Below are 20,386 nucleotides of genomic sequence, written 5' to 3'. Positions count from 1 at the left end.
TGTATTATGATTTGTTAATTGTTATTTTTTTTCGTTTTCTAGTAATTGGTCTAAAGCCAACATATCTGGAACTAAAACTTGCCTTGCTTTACTACCTTCAAAATGACCAACAATACCTGCAGCTTCTAACTGATCTATAATTCTACCTGCTCTGTTGTAACCTAATTTTAATTTTCGTTGTATTAAAGAAGCAGAACCTTGCTGTGCAATTACTATAACTTCTGCAGCTTCTCTAAATAACTTATCACGATCTGCTATGTTATTATCAATACTTGTGCCAGAGTCGTCTGGACCTACATATTCTGGCAGTAAAAGTGCTTCTGCATACGCTCTTTGTGAGCCTATATAACCTGTAATTTTTTCAACCTCTGGAGTATCTACAAAGGCACATTGTACACGTATTACATCATTACCTTGTGTGTAAAGCATATCTCCACGACCTATTAATTGGTCTGCACCTTGTGCGTCTAGTATGGTTCTAGAATCTATTTTAGAGGTTACCCTAAAGGCAATACGTGCTGGGAAATTGGCTTTTATAATACCTGTAATAACATTTACAGATGGTCTTTGTGTAGCTATAATTAGGTGAATACCAATGGCTCTGGCCAATTGCGCTAAACGAGCAATAGGTGTTTCTACCTCTTTACCAGCAGTCATAATTAAATCTGCAAACTCATCTATTACCAATACTATGTATGGTAAAAACATATGTCCGTCATTAGGATTTAATTTACGAGCTTTAAACTTAGCATTGTATTCTTTTAAGTTACGTACCATTGCAGTTTTTAGCAACTCGTACCTATTATCCATCTCAATACAAAGAGAGTTTAATGTATTTATAACTTTTGCATTGTCTGTAATAATGGCATCTTCAGAGTCTGGCAGTTTGGCTAAAAAGTGGCGCTCTATTTTATTAAATAGCGTTAGTTCTACTTTTTTGGGATCTACCAATACAAATTTAACCTCTGCTGGGTGTTTTTTATATAAGAGTGATGTTAATACAGCGTTTAAACCAACAGATTTACCTTGCCCCGTAGCACCTGCCATAAGCAAGTGAGGCATTTTAGCTAAATCTACCACAAGAGTTTCATTACTAATGGTTTTACCAAAGGCAATTGGCAGTTCCATTTCTGCTTTCTGAAATTTTGTGCTAGCAATAACAGAACGCATAGATACAATAGAAGGGTTTTTGTTAGGAACTTCTATACCAATAGTTCCTTTACCAGGTATAGGTGCAATAATACGTATGCCTAATGCAGCTAAAGATAAAGCAATATCATCTTCTAAATTTTTAATTTTAGAAATACGCACACCGGCATCTGGTACAATTTCATACAATGTAACTGTTGGTCCAATAGTGGCTTTAATTTGTGCAATTCCTATTTTGTAGTTTTTAAGAGTTTCAACAATTTTGTTTTTGTTTTCCTCTAATTCCTCTTGGTTAATTGTTATTCCGCCACCTGCTCCGTGTTGATCTAACAAATCTATATGTGGAAATTTGTAGTTTGCTAGCTCTAAAGTAGGATCAAACTCACCAAAATCATCAACTAACTTGTCTGCTAGGTTATCTATTTCTTCTTTTTCTTCGGTAATTTTTTCTACCTCAATATTTAGACTTTCTTCTACGTTTTCTTCATCCTCAGCAACAGTAACCTCAAAACCATCATCATTTGCAGGTACTTCTTCTTTTTCTATTGGAGGTATTTCTTCTTTATGAGTATAAGTATCTAAAACAACAGGAGTTTCTTCTACAGTAGCCTCTTCAACTGTTTCTGCCGTTTGCTTTCTTGTTGCATTTGCAGAAGAATTTTCATCATAGTCAGAATTTTTTAACTCATCTGTTAATGCAGCTTTTTTCTGTTTAAAGTATTGTAAGGTGCTTTCTGGAGTAAATTTAAATAGTCTTACTAAAATAAATATCAACCCAAAAATTAAAAGAAGTAGTACACCAATTTTACCAGTATAGTCTTGCAGAAAATCATTCATTTCAAAACCAACTAAACCTCCTAAAAGTGGCCATTTTTCAGCAAAAAAACCAAAAGCTACAGAAAACCATAAAATAAATATTAAGCCCCATATCCATTTTTTAATTAGTCCATTTTTAGGTAGGCTAAAAAATAATGTTAAACCAGATAAAAATAATAAAACAGGAAAAACAAAAGAAGCAACACCAAAGCCTTTGTATAAAAACAAATGTCCAATACTAGCCCCAAATTTATTTAGTAAGTTTTTAGCTTGTTCATTTCTGTTTGCAAATTCAGACAATAAACTTTGGTCATCTTGCCACGTAAAATAAAAAGATGAAAAAGAAAAAAACAGAGCTATAGCAAAAAGCATTATAACACTACCTAACAATATTTTATTTTGTTTAGATAAGCCAAAACTGCGTTTTTGTTTAGGTGTAGTTGCTTTCTTTTTAGTAGTCTTTTTTGCCATTAAATGTGTGTACCTTAATATGTGTAACCTACAAATTGGTTACAAGTTAAAAATTTTTGGGATGTAAATAATGCATCCTATTATAGATGCTGCTATAGAAACAATCATAACAGCACCTGCAGCAACGTCTTTTATAAAGCCTATTTTGGCATCAAACTCTGGTTGTATATAATCTGCTATTTTTTCTACAGCAGTATTTAAGCCTTCTATACCCATAACCAAACCAATAGCAAATATTTGAAGTATCCACTCTGTATTAGATATGTTAAAATAAAAGCCAAAAATGGTAATAATTATACAAATAACAAATTGTACTTTAATACTAGCTTCGGTTTTTAATAATAAAAAAGCACCTTTTAAAGCGTAACCAACGCTACGTATTCTGTTTAATGCAAAATTTTCTTTAGGCATGTTACAATGCTTCTAAAGCCAATTTGTAATTAGGCTCTTCAGTTGTTTCTGCAACTTGTTCTGCGTGTATTACCTTGCCTTCTTCATTTAAAACAACAACAGATCTAGATAATAATGCCTCTAACGGTCCATCTGTAAAAGCAACATTATAGTTTTTTCCAAAATTACCATCTTTAAAGTCTGATAACATTTCTACATTATTTAACCCTTCTGCACCACAAAAACGTGCTTGAGCAAAAGGTAAATCTTTAGACACACACAAAACAACAGTGTTTTCTAATGTAGAAGCTTCTTTATTAAATTCTCTTACAGATTGTGCGCACGTGCCAGTGTCTACACTAGGAAATATATTTAAAACTACTTTTTTACCTTTGTAGTTGTCTAAGGTAGCGGTAGATAAATCGTTTTTTGTTAACGTAAAATTAGGTGCTGTAGCGCCTACTTGTGGTAAATTACCTATTGTATTTATTTTATTTCCTTTTAAAGTTACTATAGCCATAATGTATGTGTTTTAATTTTGGTGTGAAATTAAAAAATATATAAGTGATATGTAACTATTTTGATAAAAAAGTAATTTCACAAAATATAGGTTGTTTTAATAGGTGTTAATTATGTGATTTTTATTTAATATAAGATTAATTTATTCTTTGATAAAAACTATCAATTTCTTAACTTATGTTCCATTAGATATTTAACTAATTTTATCTCATTAAAAATTTAGACTGTTATGGAAAATAAAAAACTTACCACATCTGCAGGAGCCCCAGTATCTAATAACCAACGTTCACAAACGGCTGGTGATAGAGGTCCTGTTTTAATGCAAGATTATAAATTATTAGAAAAACTAGCACACCAAAACAGAGAGCGCATACCAGAACGTGTTGTACATGCAAAAGGTTGGGGTGCTATGGGTACTTTTACAGTAACCCATGATATAAGCAAATACACAAGAGCTAAACTGTTTTCGTCTGTAGGTAAAAAAACACCAGTTTTAACGCGTTTTTCTACTGTTGCTGGTGAAATGGGAGCTGCTGATACAGAAAGAGATGTAAGAGGTTTTTCTGTTAAGTTTTATACTGAAGAAGGTAATTGGGATTTAGTAGGTAACAATACTCCAGTTTTCTTTTTAAGAGATGGATACAAATTTCCAGATTTTATACACACTCAAAAAAGACACCCTAAAACAAATTTGCGCTCACCAGAAGCAATGTGGGATTATTGGTCTTTATCACCAGAAAGTTTACACCAAGTAACTATTTTAATGTCTGATAGAGGTATACCAACAACCCCTATGCATATGAACGGTTATGGCTCGCATACATTTAGTTTTTGGAATAATGATGGAGAACGTTTTTGGGTGAAATTTCACTTTAAAACACAGCAAGGACATAAGCATTACACAAATGAAGAGTCGGCTAAAATTATTGGTGAAACTAGAGAAAAGTACCAAGAAGAGCTTTTTGGAGCCATAGAAAGAGGAGATTATCCTAAATGGACACTAAAAGTACAGGTAATGCCAGAGGCAGATGCAGAAAAAACACCGTACAATCCGTTTGATTTAACTAAGGTTTGGCCACATGCAGATTATCCGTTAATAGAAGTAGGGGAGTTGGAGTTAAATAAAAACCCAGAAAATTACTGGCAATATATTGAAAATGCAGCTTACTCACCATCTAACATAGTACCAGGTATTGGTTTTTCTCCAGATAAGGTTTTGCAAGCCCGTATTTTTTCATACGCAGATGCACATAGGTATAGACTAGGTACGCACTACGAGGCATTACCAGCAAATGCTCCTAAATCTGAAGTAAACCATTACCATAAAGATGGTTCTATGCGTTTCTTTACAAATGATTTTGGAAATCCAGATGCTTACTATGAGCCAAACAGTAAAGGAGGAGCTATAGAAGACCCAACTGTAGAAGAACCACCAATGAAAATTAGTGGTGACGCTAAACGTTATGAAGAAAATGACACTTATGGCGAGTACAAACAGCCAGGTGATTTATTTAGGATGTTTAATGATGACCAAAAAAATAGATTATTTAATAATATAGCTGCAGCAATGCAAGGTGTTTCTATGGAAATAATAGAGCGCCAGTTGGTTCATTTTGATAAAGCAGATCCTGAGTATGGTAATGGAGTACGTAAAGCTTTGGGTATTTCTGAACTAGAAAATTACTAAAAAATAAAATTGTTTAATTGGGGATAAGCAGTGGTGCTTATCCCTTTTTTTATAGCTATAAAATGACAGAAACAACAACAGCATTTTTTAATGCAATACGAGAAGAGAATACAGAAGAAGTAATAAAAATGTTAAAAGAGAACCCAGAATTAGTATCTGTAAAAGATGCACGTGGTTCTACACCTTTAATTTTAGCAACTTATTATAACTATTTAGATATAGCTAAGGTTTTACTAGATAACCACGCACCAATAGATGATAAGGATGCCTCTGGCAATACGGCTTTAATGGGCGTCTGTTTTAAAGGTTTTGATGCAATTGCAGCATATTTAATTGAAAAAGGAGCAGATGTAAACGCTGTAAATTTATCTGGAGCTACACCTTTAATTTACGCAGCTACATTTAACAGACAATCTATTATTAAAATGTTATTAGATAAAAATGCAGATAAAACTGTAGCAGACCAAAGAGGAAACACAGCTTTAGATCATGCAAAAATGCAAGGATTAAGCGATTTAGAATCGCTTTTAGTATAAATGTTAAAGTAATAAATATAAAACCTCTAAAGTTTTACTTTGGAGGTTTTTTTGTGCATTTAAGCAGGTCTATGAAAAAGAAAAAGCCACAATTCTAATTAAAGAATTGTGGCTTTTATTATGGAACAGTATGTACTGTTTTATTTATCTATAGAACCTAATACACGTTTCATAAACCCGTTTAATGCTTCTTTTTCTGGTACACCTTCTTTAATAGATTTTTGTACCTCAATAGCACCATACATATTAGAAATTAGTTCTCCAATAACATCTAGCTCTTCATCTTTAAGAGAAGAAACTTCTGTTAGCGCCTCTAAGGTTTCAATTGTTTCAAGAACGTAATCTTCATCGTTCTCTTTTATAAAACCCGTAAGGTGTTTAATTACTGGCAATTTCATGTACTAATTCTTTTAAAACATCATATTTATTAGTCTGCGTCTGGTTTTTAATACTTCCGTTTTCAAAAGTTGCAAACGTAGGTAAATTGTCTACATTGGCTAATTTTCTAGATTCCGGAAATTTTTCAGCATCAGCTAAAATAAATGTAATGTCTTCGTTAGCGGCAGCCTCTTTTTTAAATTTAGGCTTCATTATTCTACAGTTTCCACACCATGTAGCAGAGTATTGCACAACCACTTTTTTGTGCTCAGCAATTAATTCTGCTAAATTGTCGTTTTCTAGTTCTAGTAACATACTAAAATTAGTTTACGTTAGATGCTAAATATTCTGCAGTACCTTTAGCGTTAGCTTGCATAGCTTCTTTACCTTCTTCCCAGTTTGCAGGACAAACTTCACCTTTTTCTTGTACGTGTGTGTAAGCGTCTACTAAACGTAAAAACTCATTTACATTTCTTCCTAAAGGCATATGGTTTATTCCTTCGTGAAAAACAGTACCTTCTTCGTCAATTAAGTAAGTAGCTCTGTACGTAACATTATCACCATCTACAGTAATAACACCAGTTTCATCATTATAAGTCTCGTTAGAAATATCTAAAATACCTAATGTAGATGCTAAATTTCTGTTGCTATCTGCTAAAATTGGGTAAGTAACACCTTCTATACCACCATTATCTTTTGGAGTATTTAACCAAGCAAAGTGTACTTCTGGAGTATCACAAGAAGCTCCAATTACTATTGTGTTTCTTTTTTCAAATTCTGCTAATGCAGACTGAAAAGCGTGTAATTCCGTTGGACATACAAAAGTAAAATCTTTAGGGTACCAGAATAATAATACTTTTTTATTATTGTTCTTAGCTTCTTCCAAAATATTTAATTTGAAAGTATCACCCATTTCATTCATTGCGTTAACAGTTAAATCTGGGAATTTTTTTCCTACAAAAGCCATCTATTTTTTATTTAAGGTTATACATTTTGTTACTGCAAATATAACCTACAAATATGCTTTTTTAGATTAATAAAATTTTAATTCTTTATAGGAGAATAAAGATTCTTTATGTTAAAATTTATTTAGCACGTAACTGTCTAATTTTTACGTTTAATGCAGCAAATAATAATGTAGTAAACGGACTTAACCAGTTAAACATAGCGTAAATAAAATACTCACCAACACCAACGCCCAAAACACTAGATTGGTAAGCTCCGCAGGTGTTCCACGGGATTAATACAGAGGTTACTGTACCAGAATCTTCTAAGGTTCTACTTAAGTTTTCAGGAGCAAGACCTTTGTCTTCGTAAGCTTTTTTAAACATTTTACCAGGAATAACAATAGCTAAATATTGGTCACTAGCTATTGCATTTAATCCTAAGCAACTAGCAACAGTACTAGCAAATAGTCCAAATGTAGATTTTGCTACAGATAAAAGTGCTTTAGTAATTCTTGACAAGGCTCCAATGCCATCCATAATACCACCAAAAACCATTGCGCAACATATTAGCAAAATAGTCCAAAGCATACCATTAATTCCTTCAGCGCTAAATAGTTTGCGTAGTCTTTTTTTGGTAATTAATTTGTCTAGGTTATCTGCTATGTTTGCTAAACTTGCTTTGTCTGCAGTGCTATTGGTAAAAACAGCAGCTAAATCTTTTTTAGTGTAAATCCCTTCTACATCATCTTCAGTAAAAACATTAGACAAATCATTATGTTCCTTAATAATAGCTAATTCTTTTGCAGATAATTTAGCAAGCTCTTCACTGTCATCAATACTCACGTTGGTATCTGTTAAAACAGCTGTAACAATAGCATTTGTTTTAGAATCTGCTAACCCATCTAATAATTTTGGCTGAAAAATAAAAGCAAAAACAATGGCTAAACCAACACCAGAAAGTAATGCAACCAAAGGTTTAGTTTTTAATAAAATAAGAGTAACAACCGCCACTGGTACTATAAATAATAGAGGTGTAATAGTAAAATTAGCATCTATAGTATCCAAAATAAAGGCAATATCTGTAGTGCCATTTGTATCTATATTTGCACTTAAAATACTAAAAAATATAAGTGTAACTATAAGCGTTGGCACTGTTGTAATAGTCATATATTTAATATGTGTAAACAAATCTGTGCCAGCCATTGCAGGAGCAAGGTTTGTTGTATCACTCAAAGGAGACATTTTATCTCCAAAATACGCTCCAGATATTACAGCGCCGGCAATCATTCCTGGGTTAATACCTAAGGCAGAACCAATACCAACTAAAGCAATACCAACCGTAGCAGAGGTAGTCCAGCTACTACCAGTAGCAATTGAAATTATAGCTGCAATAATAACAGAAGCAGGTAAAAATATACTAGGGTTTAAAACTTGTAATCCATAATAAACCATAGCAGGTATTATACCGCTAACAAGCCAAGTACCTGCTAGCGCCCCAACCATTACTAATATTAATATAGGTATAAAAACACTTTTTAAGTTTTCCCAAACTTCTTTACCCATTGTAGTAAAAGATGTCTTATTGTAAAGACCTACAAATGCAGCAACAGCACCACCAATTAAAAGTATAATTTGATTGGTGTAAGCACCAAACCATTCTTGACCGTCAACAAAAAAAATGTTATAAGCCAAAAGCGACATTAATATGATAACCGGAATTAAAGCTTCAAAGAAATTTAATTCGTTATTTTCTACAACATGCTCATTTTTAGGATCTGAGGTGCTTAAGTTTTGGTTTTGCATTAAGTTTAGTTAGTTAATTACCTTGTAATATTACAATTTTGGAGCGTTTCTTGCAAGTTTTATAGCTTTATACTGTTGGTTGTTTTAAGATAAAATACCTAAGTCTATCATACACTTTTTTATCATATTATAGGTTCTTTCTATGTCATTATCTAACCCTATTGATAATCTAATTAATCCGTTAGAAAGTCCCATTTGTTCTTGCTCTTCCATTGGTATTTCTGAAGAGGTGGATGTGCCTGGAGCACTAAAAAGTGTTTTGTAAAAGCCTAAACTAACTGCTAAATATCCTAAGTTACGTTCTTGCATAAGCTCCATTAATGCATTTGCTTTGTCTAAAGAGCCCACGTCTAATGTCATAATACCACCAAAACCATATTCTGCAACCATTTGTTGTTTCATTTTAGAATGACTAGGGTGTGATGCTAACCCAGGGTAAACAACACGTAAACCATCTTTTTCAAAGTTCTGAGATAAGTATAATGCATTTTCACTATGCTTTTTTATTCTGATGTGTAGCGTTCTCATATTTTTTAAAATAGATGCAGCTCTGTAACTATCTAAAGTGCTACCTAAAAGCATTGCAGCACCATTATTTACATCTTTTAAACTGGCACAAAAATCTGTAGTGCCACAAACAACACCTGCAACAGTATCACTAGTACCGTTAATAAACTTGGTTAAACTATGTATTACAATATTAGCGCCTAACTTGGCCGGAAGAATAGATAATGGAGAAAACGTATTATCTACAACAAGCGGTATATTATGTTTTTTTGCTAATGCCGCCAATGCCTTAATATCAGCTATTTCTAACAATGGATTACTAACAGCCTCACAGTAAATCATTTTTGTTTTAGGTGTAATTGCGTTTTTAACAGCTTCTATAGCAGTAATGTCTACAAAAGATGTGTCTACATTAAACTTTTTTACAAAGTTTTTTAAAAAAGCATAGGTTCCACCATAAATGGTTCTACTACTCACTAAATGGTCGCCCGCATTGCAAAGTTGTAATATAACAGATGTTATAGCACCCATTCCGCTAGCATAAACATTAGCATTTTCTGTGCCTTCTAAAGTAGCTAAAGCTTCAGCTAAATAAAGGTTAGAGGGTGAGGAGTGTCTGCTGTACAGGTAACAGCCTTCTGTGTTTCCTTCAAAAGTATCAGACATTGTTTTGGCAGATATAAATGTGTAGGTAGATGAGTCTGATATGGAAGGGTTAACACCTCCAAATTCTCCAAAATATTGTAAATCTAATATGTTGTCTGATGATTTATAATCCATTATACTAAAATTTAGGTTGTTAATAATGCATTAAATGTATTTTTTAGTAGTTAGATTGTCAATATATTTTAAAATTTGATTAAAATAAAACTATTAATTTTAAAATTTTTAGATTTTTATTCTATTTTTAGGGATAATTACTTCAATTCTATGAAAAAATGGCAAATTTTGATGAAACAGATGTTAAGTTACTAGCGCTTTTACAAAACGATTGTAAAAAAACAACCAAAGAATATGCATTGCACTTAAACTTGTCTGTTACTGCTGTTTATGAGCGTATTAAGCGTTTAGAGCGCACAGGTATTATTACAAAATATGTAGCCTTAATTGATAAAAAAACAGTAAAACGTTCTTTTGTTGTTCTGTGTCATATAAAGCTAATACAACATTCAAAAGAGTTTTTAATGCAATTTGAAAAAGAGGTACAAAAGTTAAAAGAAGTAGGTGAGTGTTACCATGTTAGTGGAGATTACGATTATATTTTAAAAGTGTACGTAGAGAATATGGAGGCTTTTAGAGACTTTATGGTAACCAAGCTCACGGTATTAAACCATATTGGTAGTACGCAAAGTTCTTTTGTAATAAATGAAGTAAAACATACTACGGCCATAGAAGTTGGCGTTTAACATATGTGTTTTTACACACTAAAACGCTAAAAAATTGTTATAATAAAAATAGGAAGGTCTTATAATTTCCTAACCACAAAAAATAGTGCTAATTTTACAACTTTAATCAAAGAAAAATATATGAATTCATATGATGTTGCCGTAATTGGCTCAGGTCCTGGAGGGTATGTTGCAGCTATACGTTGCGCACAATTAGGAATGAAAACAGCAATAATAGAGAAATACTCAACTTTAGGTGGTACATGTTTAAATGTAGGCTGTATTCCTTCTAAGGCGTTGTTAGACTCTTCTCATCATTATGAAGATGCCGTAAAGCATTTTGAAGAGCACGGAATTGATATTCCTGGCGAAATTAAAATCAATTTAGAGAAAATGATTTCTCGTAAACAAGCTGTTGTAGACCAAACAACTGGTGGTATTGATTTTTTAATGAAAAAAAATAAAATAGATGTTTACGTAGGTACTGGTTCTTTTAAAGATGCTACGCATATTTCTATTGTAGGTGAGGAAACTACAGAAATTGAAGCTAAACATACAATTATAGCAACTGGTAGTAAACCATCTACTTTGCCATTTATAAAATTAGATAAAGAACGTATTATAACTTCTACAGAAGCTTTAAAGTTAAAAGAAGTACCTAAGCACCTTATTGTTATTGGTGGCGGTGTAATTGGTTTGGAGTTAGGGCAAGTATACAAAAGATTAGGAGCAGAAGTATCTGTTGTTGAGTATATGGATCGCATTGTACCAACTATGGATAAAGGCGTGTCTAAAGAATTAAACAAAGTTTTAAAGAAACAGAAGTTTAAAATGAACTTGTCTCACAAGGTAAAATCTGTAGAGCGCAATGGTGATGAAGTTATTGTAAAGGCTGATAATAAAAAAGGCGAAGAAGTTACATTTACAGGAGATTACTGTTTGGTAGCAGTTGGTAGACATGCATATACAGATGGTTTAAATGCAGAAGCTGCTGGTGTTAAATTAACAGACAGAGGTTTGGTAGATGTTAATGAGCATTTACAAACAAGCGCTTCTAATATTTACGCTATTGGTGATGTAATTAAAGGAGCTATGTTAGCACACAAGGCAGAAGAAGAAGGTACTTTTGTTGCAGAAACTATAGCAGGACAAAAACCACATATAGATTACAATTTAATTCCTGGCGTTGTGTACACTTGGCCAGAAGTTGCTGCTGTTGGTAAAACTGAAGAGCAATTAAAAGAAGCTGGTGTTGATTATAAGGTTGGTCAGTTTCCTATGCGTGCTTTAGGTAGATCTAGAGCTAGTATGGATTTAGACGGATTTGTAAAAGTACTTGCTGATAAAAATACAGACGAAATTTTAGGTGTACATATGGTTGGTGCACGTGCAGCAGATATGATTGCTGAAGCTGTTGTTGCTATGGAATATAGAGCTAGTGCAGAAGATGTATCTAGAATGTCTCATGCTCACCCAACGTTTACAGAAGCTATTAAGGAAGCGGCTTTAGCTGCTACAGGAGATAGAGCTTTACATATTTAAGCTCTTATAATAAAATAATATAAAAAAGGCTGCTCTTATGGGCAGCCTTTTTTGTTTTTTAATATAGCTTGTAAAAATGGTCTACAGGACCATTTCCTTTACCTAATTTTTTACTTTTACCAGCAACAATAGCTTGGTGTGTGTAAGTAATTCCTTTTTGTACCGCATCTTTTAAAGTATTACCCAACGCTAAATGTGTAGCAATAGCAGAAGATAAAGTGCAGCCTGTACCGTGTGTGTTTTTGGTATCTATTTGTGTTTTAGAAAAATTATGTAAGCTATCTGTATCATACACATATAAAACATCCATTAGAGAAGTACAATTTTCTAAATGTCCGCCTTTAAGTAAAACAGATGTTTTATAGGTTTTTCCTATTTTTTTTGCCATTTTGGGCATATTGTCAGGAGAAATAGTATCAATATCTAATAAAATTAATGCTTCTGGTATATTTGGTGTAAGTAAAGTTGCCATTGGTAAAAGCAATTTTAATGCATCTAAGGCAGAATTATCTAATAAATTATGACCAGATGAAGCCACCATAACTGGATCTATAACAATAGGTATATCTTTGTATTCTTTTAGAGTTTCTGTTACAGTTTTTATAATTTGTGAAGATTGCAACATTCCTATTTTTATAGCTCCAACATTAATATCACTAAGTACAGTAATTATTTGGTTTTTAATTTCATTAGTTGGTATTGGGTAAATGGCATTTACACCAAGTGTATTTTGTGCTGTAATAGCTGTAATTGCAGTAGTTGCAAAACCCCCGTTTGCGCTTATACTTTTTATATCTGCCTGTATACCAGCGCAACCGCCAGAGTCGCTCCCAGCAATTGTTAGTACAGTGTTGTAAATGGTAGTAGTGTTTTTCATTTGTAATGTTAATAATAAGTTTGCAAAGCTATGTAATTTGTAGACTTTGCGCTAGACTGTTCTGTATTAACATACGCACAAAACAACAAAAAAGCCCTTAAGAGTTTTACATAAGGACTTTTTTCTTTGTATTAAGTGTTGGCTATTTATGAGATCCGTCGCAAAAAGGAGGGTTACTCGTTAGCTTACATGTACACATATTGTATGTTTTTGTTTCCTCTACAGAAAAACGCATAGACGGTGTTGCATTATGCGCTCTATGCGATCCATCACAAAAAGGTTGGTTACTACTGTGTGCACAAGTACACCAACCGTAATTTTTATCTTTTTCTAATTCTACTTTAATAGGAGAGTATTTTTTTTCGTTGCTCATTTTTATAGTTATTTGGCTGTAAACATAGCGTAAAACTAAGCATCAAAAAATAGTAAAACTTAATTTTTAGCTAGTCTAAATAGTTTTAACACTCCTAACTTTATCTTCTGCAGTGTAGCTTTTATTTTATCTTCATAAGTATCATACAATAAAGCTAAATATGTACAACTAATCATAAATAAAATAGCTCCAATTATGGCTGTTGCTGGGTGTAAAGAATATTTTAAGTAGTGGTAAATTCCAAGTCCAGTAAAGCTACCGTATAATATAATAAAATGTATAACGTAAATGGCTAAGGTGTTTTGCCCTATCCTTAAAACTACTTTATTGGTTAAAAAAGAGCGCAGCATCATAAATAAAGAAAAAATAATAAGTACGTCTCCAAGTCTAATAAACAAGTAGTTATTGGTATACACAGCATATAAAAAGTTACTGCCTGTAACATCACAAATAAATGCAAACATTGGTGATGATCCAAAAATTAAAAACAACCCTAAAGTTGTACAAATAAGTATAGCAGTTAGGTATAAATGCTTGTAGTTTTTGAATTTGGTAAATAACATAGCCATAAACGCACCAAAAGTAGCATATCCAAACCAAGGAATAATGGTAAATACAGAACCGTATAGTTTGGTAATATAATTTGCTATGGCTTTAGGTAAATAGGTGTGTGGTAGTTTATCATAACTAGGTTCATATAAAAATAAAACTAATGTTATGCAAAGCAAAATAGTAGCAAATACAATTGGTTTAGTTTTACTGGTAAGCAAATACAATGCAATAATACCTAAAATAGAAAATCCTATACAATGTAATACATCTACATAATAAAAAGAGTCGTACAGTTCTGCAAAAAGCACGCTAAACAGGTTCATTCTAAGTAAATAGCCTATTAAAATTAATTGCAGTCCACGTTTAATTCCTTTTTTAACTCGCGGATTTTTTAAACCAATTTTATTGCCTTTAACCAGCAAATATGTAAATATAAAGCCCGATACGGTAAAAAAAACAGGAGCAGTCATTCCTCTAAAGTAACTCCAAATTGCATAAGGCAAAATGGTTTTGTCACGGTATTCAAAATCTAATAATCCGTCTATAAAATGACCTTGTAACATCATTAAAATAGCCCAAGCACGCATTGCGTCTATAAAGTATAATCTATTGGTTTTCTTCTCCATTGGTGGTTATAAAAAAGCTATGTGCTTGTTTTACAGTTGGTTTTATTATTTTCGTCTGCAAAATTAGCTAAAATGCTCGCAAATGATTGTTATTTACGGTATTTTCGTTAAAAACTATTTAAAAATGAGTAATATTTTAGCTTTTGCCGGAAGTAATAGTAGTACTTCTATAAATTACAAATTGGCTACATATACCGCTAGTCTTTTGGGTGATAATTCTATTACTTTATTAGATATGTCTAAGGTTAATATTCCTATGTATAGTGAAGATGCAGAAAAAAATGATGGTTTTTCTGCAGAACTAAAAAAGGTAAATAGCGCAATTGCAAGTGCAGATGCTTTAGTAATAGCGGTAAATGAGCACAATAGTGGGTTATCTTCTTTTTTTAAAAATTTAATAGACTGGCTTTCTAGGCTAGATCGTAATTTTTTAGAAGATAAAAAAGTACTTTTACTATCAACTTCTCCTGGTAAAAGAGGCGCAATTAGTGCAATGGAACAAGCAAAAGGTGTATTGCCACGCTTTGGAGCAGAAATAGTTGGTAGCTTTTCGTTGCCTTCTTTTTATGATAATTTTAAAGAAGATGTTTTTGTAGCATCTAATTTAAAGACCGAATACCAGGCAGTTATAAATCAATTTTTAGCTAAATTATAAACCATGCCATTGCGCAAATCTTTTTCTTTTACGGTTGATGATGTACAGGAATTTAAATCAAAATTACTCATCTGGAGCCAGCAATTTTACGAGCTTGTTTGGTTAGATAGTAATTTGCATAAAGACAAATACAGTTCTGTAGACGGATTATTGGCTGTAGATGCCTTAACCGCATTGTCTACAGATAGTTTTAATGCTTTTGAGGATTTAAAAACCTACCAGTCTGAAACAAAAGATTGGATTTTTGGTTATTTAACGTACGATTTAAAAAATACTACAGAACGTTTAAAATCTGAAAATTTTGATGGTTTACAGTTTCCAGAATTATACTTTTTTCAACCCAAAAAAATTATAAAAATACAGGGGAATACTGTGCTTTTTATGTATTTAAATATGGTTGATGATGAAATTGAGCCAGATTTTAATGAAATTGCTAACATAAAACTTAAGAAAGAAAAGAAGTTAAAAGAAAAAAACATACATATTAAAATGAGAATCTTTAAAGATGATTATTTTAGTAGGGTAGGTAAAATGCTTCAAAAAATACAAAGAGGAGATATTTATGAGGCTAATTTCTGCCAAGAGTTTTATGCAGAAAATACAATCATTAATCCTTTAGAAACTTTTAATCAATTAAATAAAATATCAAAAGCTCCTTTTTCTGTTTTCTTAAAATTAAACGATAAATATTTGGCCTCTGCATCACCAGAGCGGTATATTAAAAAAGTAGGAACAAAGGTAATTTCTCAACCAATAAAAGGTACAGCAAAAAGATCTTTAAACAAATTTGAAGATGAAGATTTACGAGCAAACTTAAGTGCAGATGAAAAGGAAAGAGCAGAGAATATAATGATTGTAGATTTGGTACGTAATGATTTGTCCAAAAGTGCATTAAAAGGTAGTGTTACTGTAGAGGAATTATGTAAAGTGTACACCTATAATCAAGTACATCAAATGATTTCAACAATTACTTCAAGTGTTGAAAAAGATAAGAATGTAGTAGATATTATAAAAGAAACGTTCCCAATGGGAAGTATGACAGGCGCTCCAAAGGTCTCTGCAATGCAAATAATTGAAGAATTAGAAGCTACAAAAAGAGGATTGTATAGTGGTACCGTTGGGTATTTTACGCCAGAACAAGATTTTGATTTTAATGTGGTTATACGTAGTATTTTGTATAATGCCACAGAAAAATACGTGTCGTTTTCTGTTGGTGGTGCTATAACAGCAAAAGCCAGTCCAGAAAAGGAGTATGAAGAGTGCTTACTTAAAGCAAAAGCAATGAGACAAGTTTTAGAGGGTAAAGTATCTTAAACTTTAGTTACATTTGTAGTGTGCTAAAAGAATTTAAAAATCATATTAAAGCTAATTTTCCATTGCTGTTACAACGTCCATTTTTGGTTGCTTGTAGTGGTGGTGTAGATAGCGTTGTTTTGGCACATTTATGTGCACAATTAAACCTAGAGTTTTCTATTGCACATTGTAATTTTAAGTTACGTGACAAAGCTAGTGACGATGACGAAGAATTTGTTAGAAGTTTAGCACACCAATTACACAAAAAAATTTTTGTAACTAATTTTAATACAGTTGGTTATGTTAATAAGAATAAAGTTTCTGTTCAAATGGCGGCAAGAGACTTAAGGTACGCTTGGTTTGCTAAATTAGTTAAAGAAAACAACCTAGAAACCGTGTTAACAGGTCATCAAGCAGATGATAATTTAGAAACTTTTTTAATTAATTTATCTCGTGGTACCGGGGTAGATGGTCTGTTGGGTATACCATCAAAAACTAGTGCATTGGCTAGACCATTATTACCTTTTACTCGTAATCAGATAGAAAATTTTGCTAAGCAAAACAATATTATATGGCGAGAAGATAAAAGCAATAAAGAAACCAAATATTTAAGAAACAGAATAAGACATAAAATTGTACCAGAATTAAAAGAATTGCATCCTACGTTTTTACAAAATTTTAATAATACACAAGTTTACTTACAAGAGACTTCTGTTTTGGCGGAAGATTATACCACACTTCTTAAAAAAGAATTATTTGTACATAAAAATGGATTTATAGAAGTGTCTGTAGCCAAATTAATTACTTATAACCCTTTAAAAACCTATTTGTATGCATTGTTTAGTGATTATGGTTTTACAGAATGGCAAGATGTAGCCAATTTACTAACTGCAATGAGCGGTAAACAGGTTTTGTCTAGAACGCACAGGTTGGTAAAAAATAGAGAAAACTTGTTGTTACAAGAGCTTAAAGAAGCTAATTCTGACGTGTATTTGGTGAACAAAGACCAAGAAACTGTAAGTTATCCTATAAAATTGCATTTTAAAAATGTATCTGAAATAGGAATTACTAATAATACCACCATTTATGTAGATAAGTCTAAATTAAAGTTTCCGCTGGTTTTACGTAAAAGGGAAGAGGGAGATGTTTTTTATCCGTTTGGACAAAAAGGTAAAAAAAAGCTTAGTAAATATTATAAAGATATAAAACTTAGTGTTGTAGAAAAGGATGAACAGTGGTTATTATGCTCCGGGTCTAACATAGTTTGGGTAGTAGGTAAGCGTGCAGATAATAGATTTAAAGTAGCTGCTGGGTGCGATAACGTTTTAAAAATCAGTCTAGTAAAATAATACCTGCCTTTTTTTTAATTATAGCAGCTAAATAGGTTTCCATTTTTAAAATTTAATTTTACCTTTAGGCAAACAACCTACCCCATGCGCCGACTAAAAAAGATTCTAAAAATAGCCATTCCTGTTTTGGGGCTGTTATTTTTAGCCTTTTGTATATTTATATATTCCTTAACTCCTGAATATGAAGGAGAAAAAGACTTAAAAAATTTATCTAACCAAGTAGATGTTTATTATGACAACTACGGAATTCCGCACATTTATGGTGCCACAGAAAAAGACGCAATACGTGCTTTAGGCTATGTTCATGCGCAAGATAGGTTGTGGCAAATGGAATTGTTAAGGAGAATTGGTCCAGGAGAATTATCAGAAATTTTTGGAGAAGAATTAATAGAGACCGATAAATTATTTTTGTCGTTGGGTATTGATGATTACTCTAAGCGAACAGTTGCAAACTTAGATCCAAATAGTGATTATGTGCAATTGGCAGAGGCTTATTTAGATGGTATTAACCAGTTTCAGGAAGAGGGGCCAACTCCTGTAGAATTTTACCTTACAGGTGTTAACAAACGTCCGTTTACACTTAAAGATATTCATAATACCATTGGGTATATGGCTTTTAGCTTTGCAATGGCTCATAAAACAGATCCATTGCTTAGTACTATAAAAAACAAGCTAGGAGCTGCTTATTTGCAAGATTTATCTGTTAACACAGAACCAAACTCTACACTTATAAAAAATTACGACCCATTAAAAGATACCTTACAGCTTAATTTAGCTAGTAAATTGGCATCTTCATTTAAAAATTTACCAGTTCCTTTGTTTGAGGGGAGTAATAGTTGGGTTTTATCGCCTGAAAAAACAAAAAATAGAGCTGTAATTTTAGCAAACGATCCGCATATAGGTTTTTCTCAGCCAACCGTTTGGTATGAAGCCCATTTAAGTACTCCAACTTATAAAAAATATGGGTACCATTTAGCGGGAGTTCCTTTTCCTTTATTGGCACACAATAGGCAATTGGCTTATGGTTTAACAATGTTTGAGAATGATGATGTAGATTTTTATTACGAAGAAACCAACCCAAAAGATACTACACAGTATAAAACAGAAAATGGCTGGAGAAAATACCATTATAAGCACAAAACAATAAAGGTAAAAGGTGAGGATGATGTAAAATTTACTGTAAAAACTACCAGACACGGAGCCGTATTAAATGGAGTTGCTGCCAGTGTATCAGGAGAAAAACCAGTAACTATATCTTGGATATATACGCAGGTAGAAAACAAATTACTTGGTGCGCTTTATGGTATGTCGCATTCAGAGTCTATGAGCACTTTTAAGCGTCATTTAAGAGATTTACATGCTCCAGGGCTAAATATAATGTACGGAGACGCAGAAGGTAATGTAGCTTGGTGGGCAACGGCAAAACTTTATGAAATGCCCGATAGTACCAATACCAAATTAATTTTAAACGGTTCTAATGGAACACAAGAACGTGGTACGTTTTTAGATTTTTCAGATAATCCCCATGCAGAAAACCCGCCTTGGGAGTTTGTGTATTCTGCAAACAACCAGCCAGACACTATAAACGGAAGATTTTTTCCTGGATACTATTTGCCAGAAAACAGAGCCAAACGTATAGAGCAGTTGTTAAAGCCCAAAAATGATTGGAATTTGGAGTCGGTTTCTAAAATGATAACAGACGTAACATCTGCTGTAGACCCAACTACTGTTACCAATATGGCAAAGAATATAGACATTAGTAAGCTAAATATTAACGACATTAAATTGTTAGATAAACTTACCAATTGGGATGGTAGTGCTACGGTAAACAGTGTAGAATCTAGCGTTTACCAACGTTGGGTGTTTTATATGTTAAAGCATACTTTTAAAGATGAGTTGGGAGAGGAGCTATTTAACCAATTACTCACAACACATTTTCATAAAAGGTTAATAGCACCTTTGGTTACTAATAAATCATCAATATGGTGGGATAATGTAAATACCAATAAAGTAGAAACTTCAGATGATATTTTTCAATCTTCATTTACAGCAGCATTGTCATCGTTAAAAAAACAGTTTGGAGAAGATACGGAAACTTGGACTTGGGGAAAAATACACACACTAGAACACGAGCATCCTATTGGCAAAGTAAAAGCGTTACGTAAGTACTTTAATGTAGGGCCTTTTCCTGTAAATGGCACTAAAGAGGTTATAAATAATATGGGGTTTACGTATAGTGAAGATAGTATTTACAAAGTAACATCTGGCCCATCTACACGTAGGGTTATAGATTTTTCTGATATAGAAAATAGTGTAAGTATACTTCCTACAGGACAATCTGGCAGTCCGTTTAGCTCTCATTATAACGACCAAGCTAAAATGTATTTAAATGGTGAGTTTCGTAAAATGATGATGAATAAAGATGAAATTATTGCTACAAAAAAATCGTTGTTAGTTTTTAAGGCAGATGTTGAAAATGACTAGTGGTTTTTATTTGCAGTTTTAAATTCACCGTTAAATAAACAATTGTT

Annotated in this window: 19 protein-coding genes and 1 pseudogene; 8 read left to right on the top strand and 12 right to left on the bottom strand. The window is 32.6% G+C overall.

Annotated elements, in window-relative coordinates; genetic code table 11:
• Positions 1–21: 21 nt before the first annotated feature.
• The 3 genes from BFJ87_RS03240 to tpx are packed head-to-tail and all read right to left on the bottom strand — an operon-like array spanning position 22 to position 3,346.
• Positions 22–2,436: an FtsK/SpoIIIE family DNA translocase gene (locus BFJ87_RS03240; protein ID WP_077399852.1), complete on the bottom strand. Its 2,415-nt coding sequence runs from the start codon at positions 2,434–2,436 to the stop codon at positions 22–24.
• A gap of 39 nt (positions 2,437–2,475) precedes the next feature.
• Positions 2,476–2,847, bottom strand: a complete 372-nt coding sequence (locus BFJ87_RS03235; RefSeq protein ID WP_077399849.1) for a diacylglycerol kinase — start codon at positions 2,845–2,847, stop codon at positions 2,476–2,478.
• Position 2,848: 1 nt separating this feature from the next.
• Complete coding sequence (gene tpx / locus BFJ87_RS03230) at positions 2,849–3,346, bottom strand: thiol peroxidase (RefSeq protein WP_077399846.1); 498 nt, start codon at positions 3,344–3,346, stop codon at positions 2,849–2,851.
• Positions 3,347–3,574: 228 nt separating this feature from the next.
• Here tpx and BFJ87_RS03225 point away from each other — a divergent pair, with 228 nt between their 5' ends.
• Together BFJ87_RS03225 and BFJ87_RS03220 are read left to right on the top strand one after the other, a co-directional pair.
• Positions 3,575–5,032 (top strand): catalase, encoded by a 1,458-nt coding sequence (locus BFJ87_RS03225; protein WP_077399843.1) that lies wholly within the window; start codon positions 3,575–3,577, stop codon positions 5,030–5,032.
• Positions 5,033–5,094: 62 nt separating this feature from the next.
• Positions 5,095–5,568, top strand: coding sequence for an ankyrin repeat domain-containing protein (locus BFJ87_RS03220; RefSeq protein WP_077399840.1), 474 nt, complete (start codon positions 5,095–5,097; stop codon positions 5,566–5,568).
• Positions 5,569–5,708: 140 nt separating this feature from the next.
• Here the strand turns inward: BFJ87_RS03220 and BFJ87_RS03215 are convergent, their stop codons facing one another.
• The 5 genes from BFJ87_RS03215 to BFJ87_RS03195 form a co-directional block, all read right to left on the bottom strand.
• Complete coding sequence (locus BFJ87_RS03215; protein ID WP_013622589.1) at positions 5,709–5,966, bottom strand: DUF6952 family protein; 258 nt, start codon at positions 5,964–5,966, stop codon at positions 5,709–5,711.
• Entirely contained in the window at positions 5,947–6,261 is a 315-nt protein-coding gene (locus BFJ87_RS03210) for a thioredoxin family protein (RefSeq protein WP_013622588.1), read from the bottom strand. Before BFJ87_RS03210 ends, BFJ87_RS03215 begins: the two co-directional genes overlap by 20 nt.
• Positions 6,262–6,268: 7 nt before the next feature.
• Positions 6,269–6,913: a peroxiredoxin gene (locus BFJ87_RS03205; protein WP_077399837.1), complete on the bottom strand. Its 645-nt coding sequence runs from the start codon at positions 6,911–6,913 to the stop codon at positions 6,269–6,271.
• 118 nt (positions 6,914–7,031) lie between these two features.
• Complete coding sequence (locus tag BFJ87_RS03200; protein WP_077399834.1) at positions 7,032–8,696, bottom strand: Na+/H+ antiporter NhaC family protein; 1,665 nt, start codon at positions 8,694–8,696, stop codon at positions 7,032–7,034.
• A gap of 84 nt (positions 8,697–8,780) precedes the next feature.
• On the bottom strand, positions 8,781–9,983 hold the full coding sequence (locus BFJ87_RS03195) for an aminotransferase class I/II-fold pyridoxal phosphate-dependent enzyme (protein WP_077399831.1): 1,203 nt from the start codon (positions 9,981–9,983) through the stop codon (positions 8,781–8,783).
• Between the two features lie 158 nt (positions 9,984–10,141).
• Between BFJ87_RS03195 and BFJ87_RS03190 the strand changes: the two genes are divergently transcribed.
• Together BFJ87_RS03190 and lpdA are read left to right on the top strand one after the other, a co-directional pair.
• Entirely contained in the window at positions 10,142–10,609 is a 468-nt protein-coding gene (locus BFJ87_RS03190) for an Lrp/AsnC family transcriptional regulator (protein WP_077399828.1), read from the top strand.
• Positions 10,610–10,729: 120 nt separating this feature from the next.
• Positions 10,730–12,130, top strand: coding sequence for a dihydrolipoyl dehydrogenase (gene lpdA / locus BFJ87_RS03185; protein WP_077399825.1), 1,401 nt, complete (start codon positions 10,730–10,732; stop codon positions 12,128–12,130).
• Between the two features lie 58 nt (positions 12,131–12,188).
• Here lpdA and thiD read toward each other — a convergent pair whose 3' ends face one another.
• The 4 genes and pseudogenes from thiD to BFJ87_RS03170 form a co-directional block, all read right to left on the bottom strand.
• A complete protein-coding gene (gene thiD / locus BFJ87_RS03180; RefSeq protein WP_077399823.1) occupies positions 12,189–13,007 on the bottom strand; it encodes a bifunctional hydroxymethylpyrimidine kinase/phosphomethylpyrimidine kinase in 819 nt (272 codons plus the stop codon).
• 142 nt (positions 13,008–13,149) lie between these two features.
• Positions 13,150–13,353 (bottom strand): CDGSH iron-sulfur domain-containing protein, encoded by a 204-nt coding sequence (locus tag BFJ87_RS17125; protein WP_338064778.1) that lies wholly within the window; start codon positions 13,351–13,353, stop codon positions 13,150–13,152.
• A pseudogene (locus BFJ87_RS17065) lies at positions 13,345–13,401 on the bottom strand (hypothetical protein); the annotation flags it as partial. The gene BFJ87_RS17125 and the pseudogene BFJ87_RS17065, both read right to left, overlap by 9 nt.
• A 38-nt stretch (positions 13,402–13,439) precedes the next feature.
• Positions 13,440–14,558, bottom strand: a complete 1,119-nt coding sequence (locus BFJ87_RS03170) for a heparan-alpha-glucosaminide N-acetyltransferase domain-containing protein (protein ID WP_077399817.1) — start codon at positions 14,556–14,558, stop codon at positions 13,440–13,442.
• Between the two features lie 124 nt (positions 14,559–14,682).
• Here BFJ87_RS03170 and BFJ87_RS03165 point away from each other — a divergent pair, with 124 nt between their 5' ends.
• The 4 genes from BFJ87_RS03165 to BFJ87_RS03150 all read left to right on the top strand — a co-directional run bounded on the left by BFJ87_RS03165 (position 14,683) and on the right by BFJ87_RS03150 (position 20,339).
• Positions 14,683–15,213 carry an NADPH-dependent FMN reductase gene (locus tag BFJ87_RS03165; RefSeq protein WP_077400101.1) on the top strand — a complete coding sequence of 177 codons (531 nt, stop codon included), beginning with the start codon at positions 14,683–14,685 and terminating at the stop codon, positions 15,211–15,213.
• A 9-nt stretch (positions 15,214–15,222) separates the two neighbouring features.
• On the top strand, positions 15,223–16,527 hold the full coding sequence (locus BFJ87_RS03160; RefSeq protein WP_077400098.1) for an anthranilate synthase component I family protein: 1,305 nt from the start codon (positions 15,223–15,225) through the stop codon (positions 16,525–16,527).
• Between the two features lie 20 nt (positions 16,528–16,547).
• The gene (tilS, locus tag BFJ87_RS03155; RefSeq protein ID WP_077399814.1) at positions 16,548–17,855 is read left to right on the top strand and encodes a tRNA lysidine(34) synthetase TilS; all 1,308 of its coding nucleotides are present in this window, start codon (positions 16,548–16,550) and stop codon (positions 17,853–17,855) included.
• Between the two features lie 84 nt (positions 17,856–17,939).
• Complete coding sequence (locus BFJ87_RS03150; RefSeq protein WP_077399812.1) at positions 17,940–20,339, top strand: penicillin acylase family protein; 2,400 nt, start codon at positions 17,940–17,942, stop codon at positions 20,337–20,339.
• Positions 20,340–20,386: the final 47 nt, after the last annotated feature.

The sequence above is a fragment of the Cellulophaga omnivescoria genome (assembly GCF_001999725.1).
Taxonomy (GTDB): domain Bacteria; phylum Bacteroidota; class Bacteroidia; order Flavobacteriales; family Flavobacteriaceae; genus Cellulophaga; species Cellulophaga omnivescoria.
This window is presented reverse-complemented; position numbering and strand designations above follow the sequence as displayed.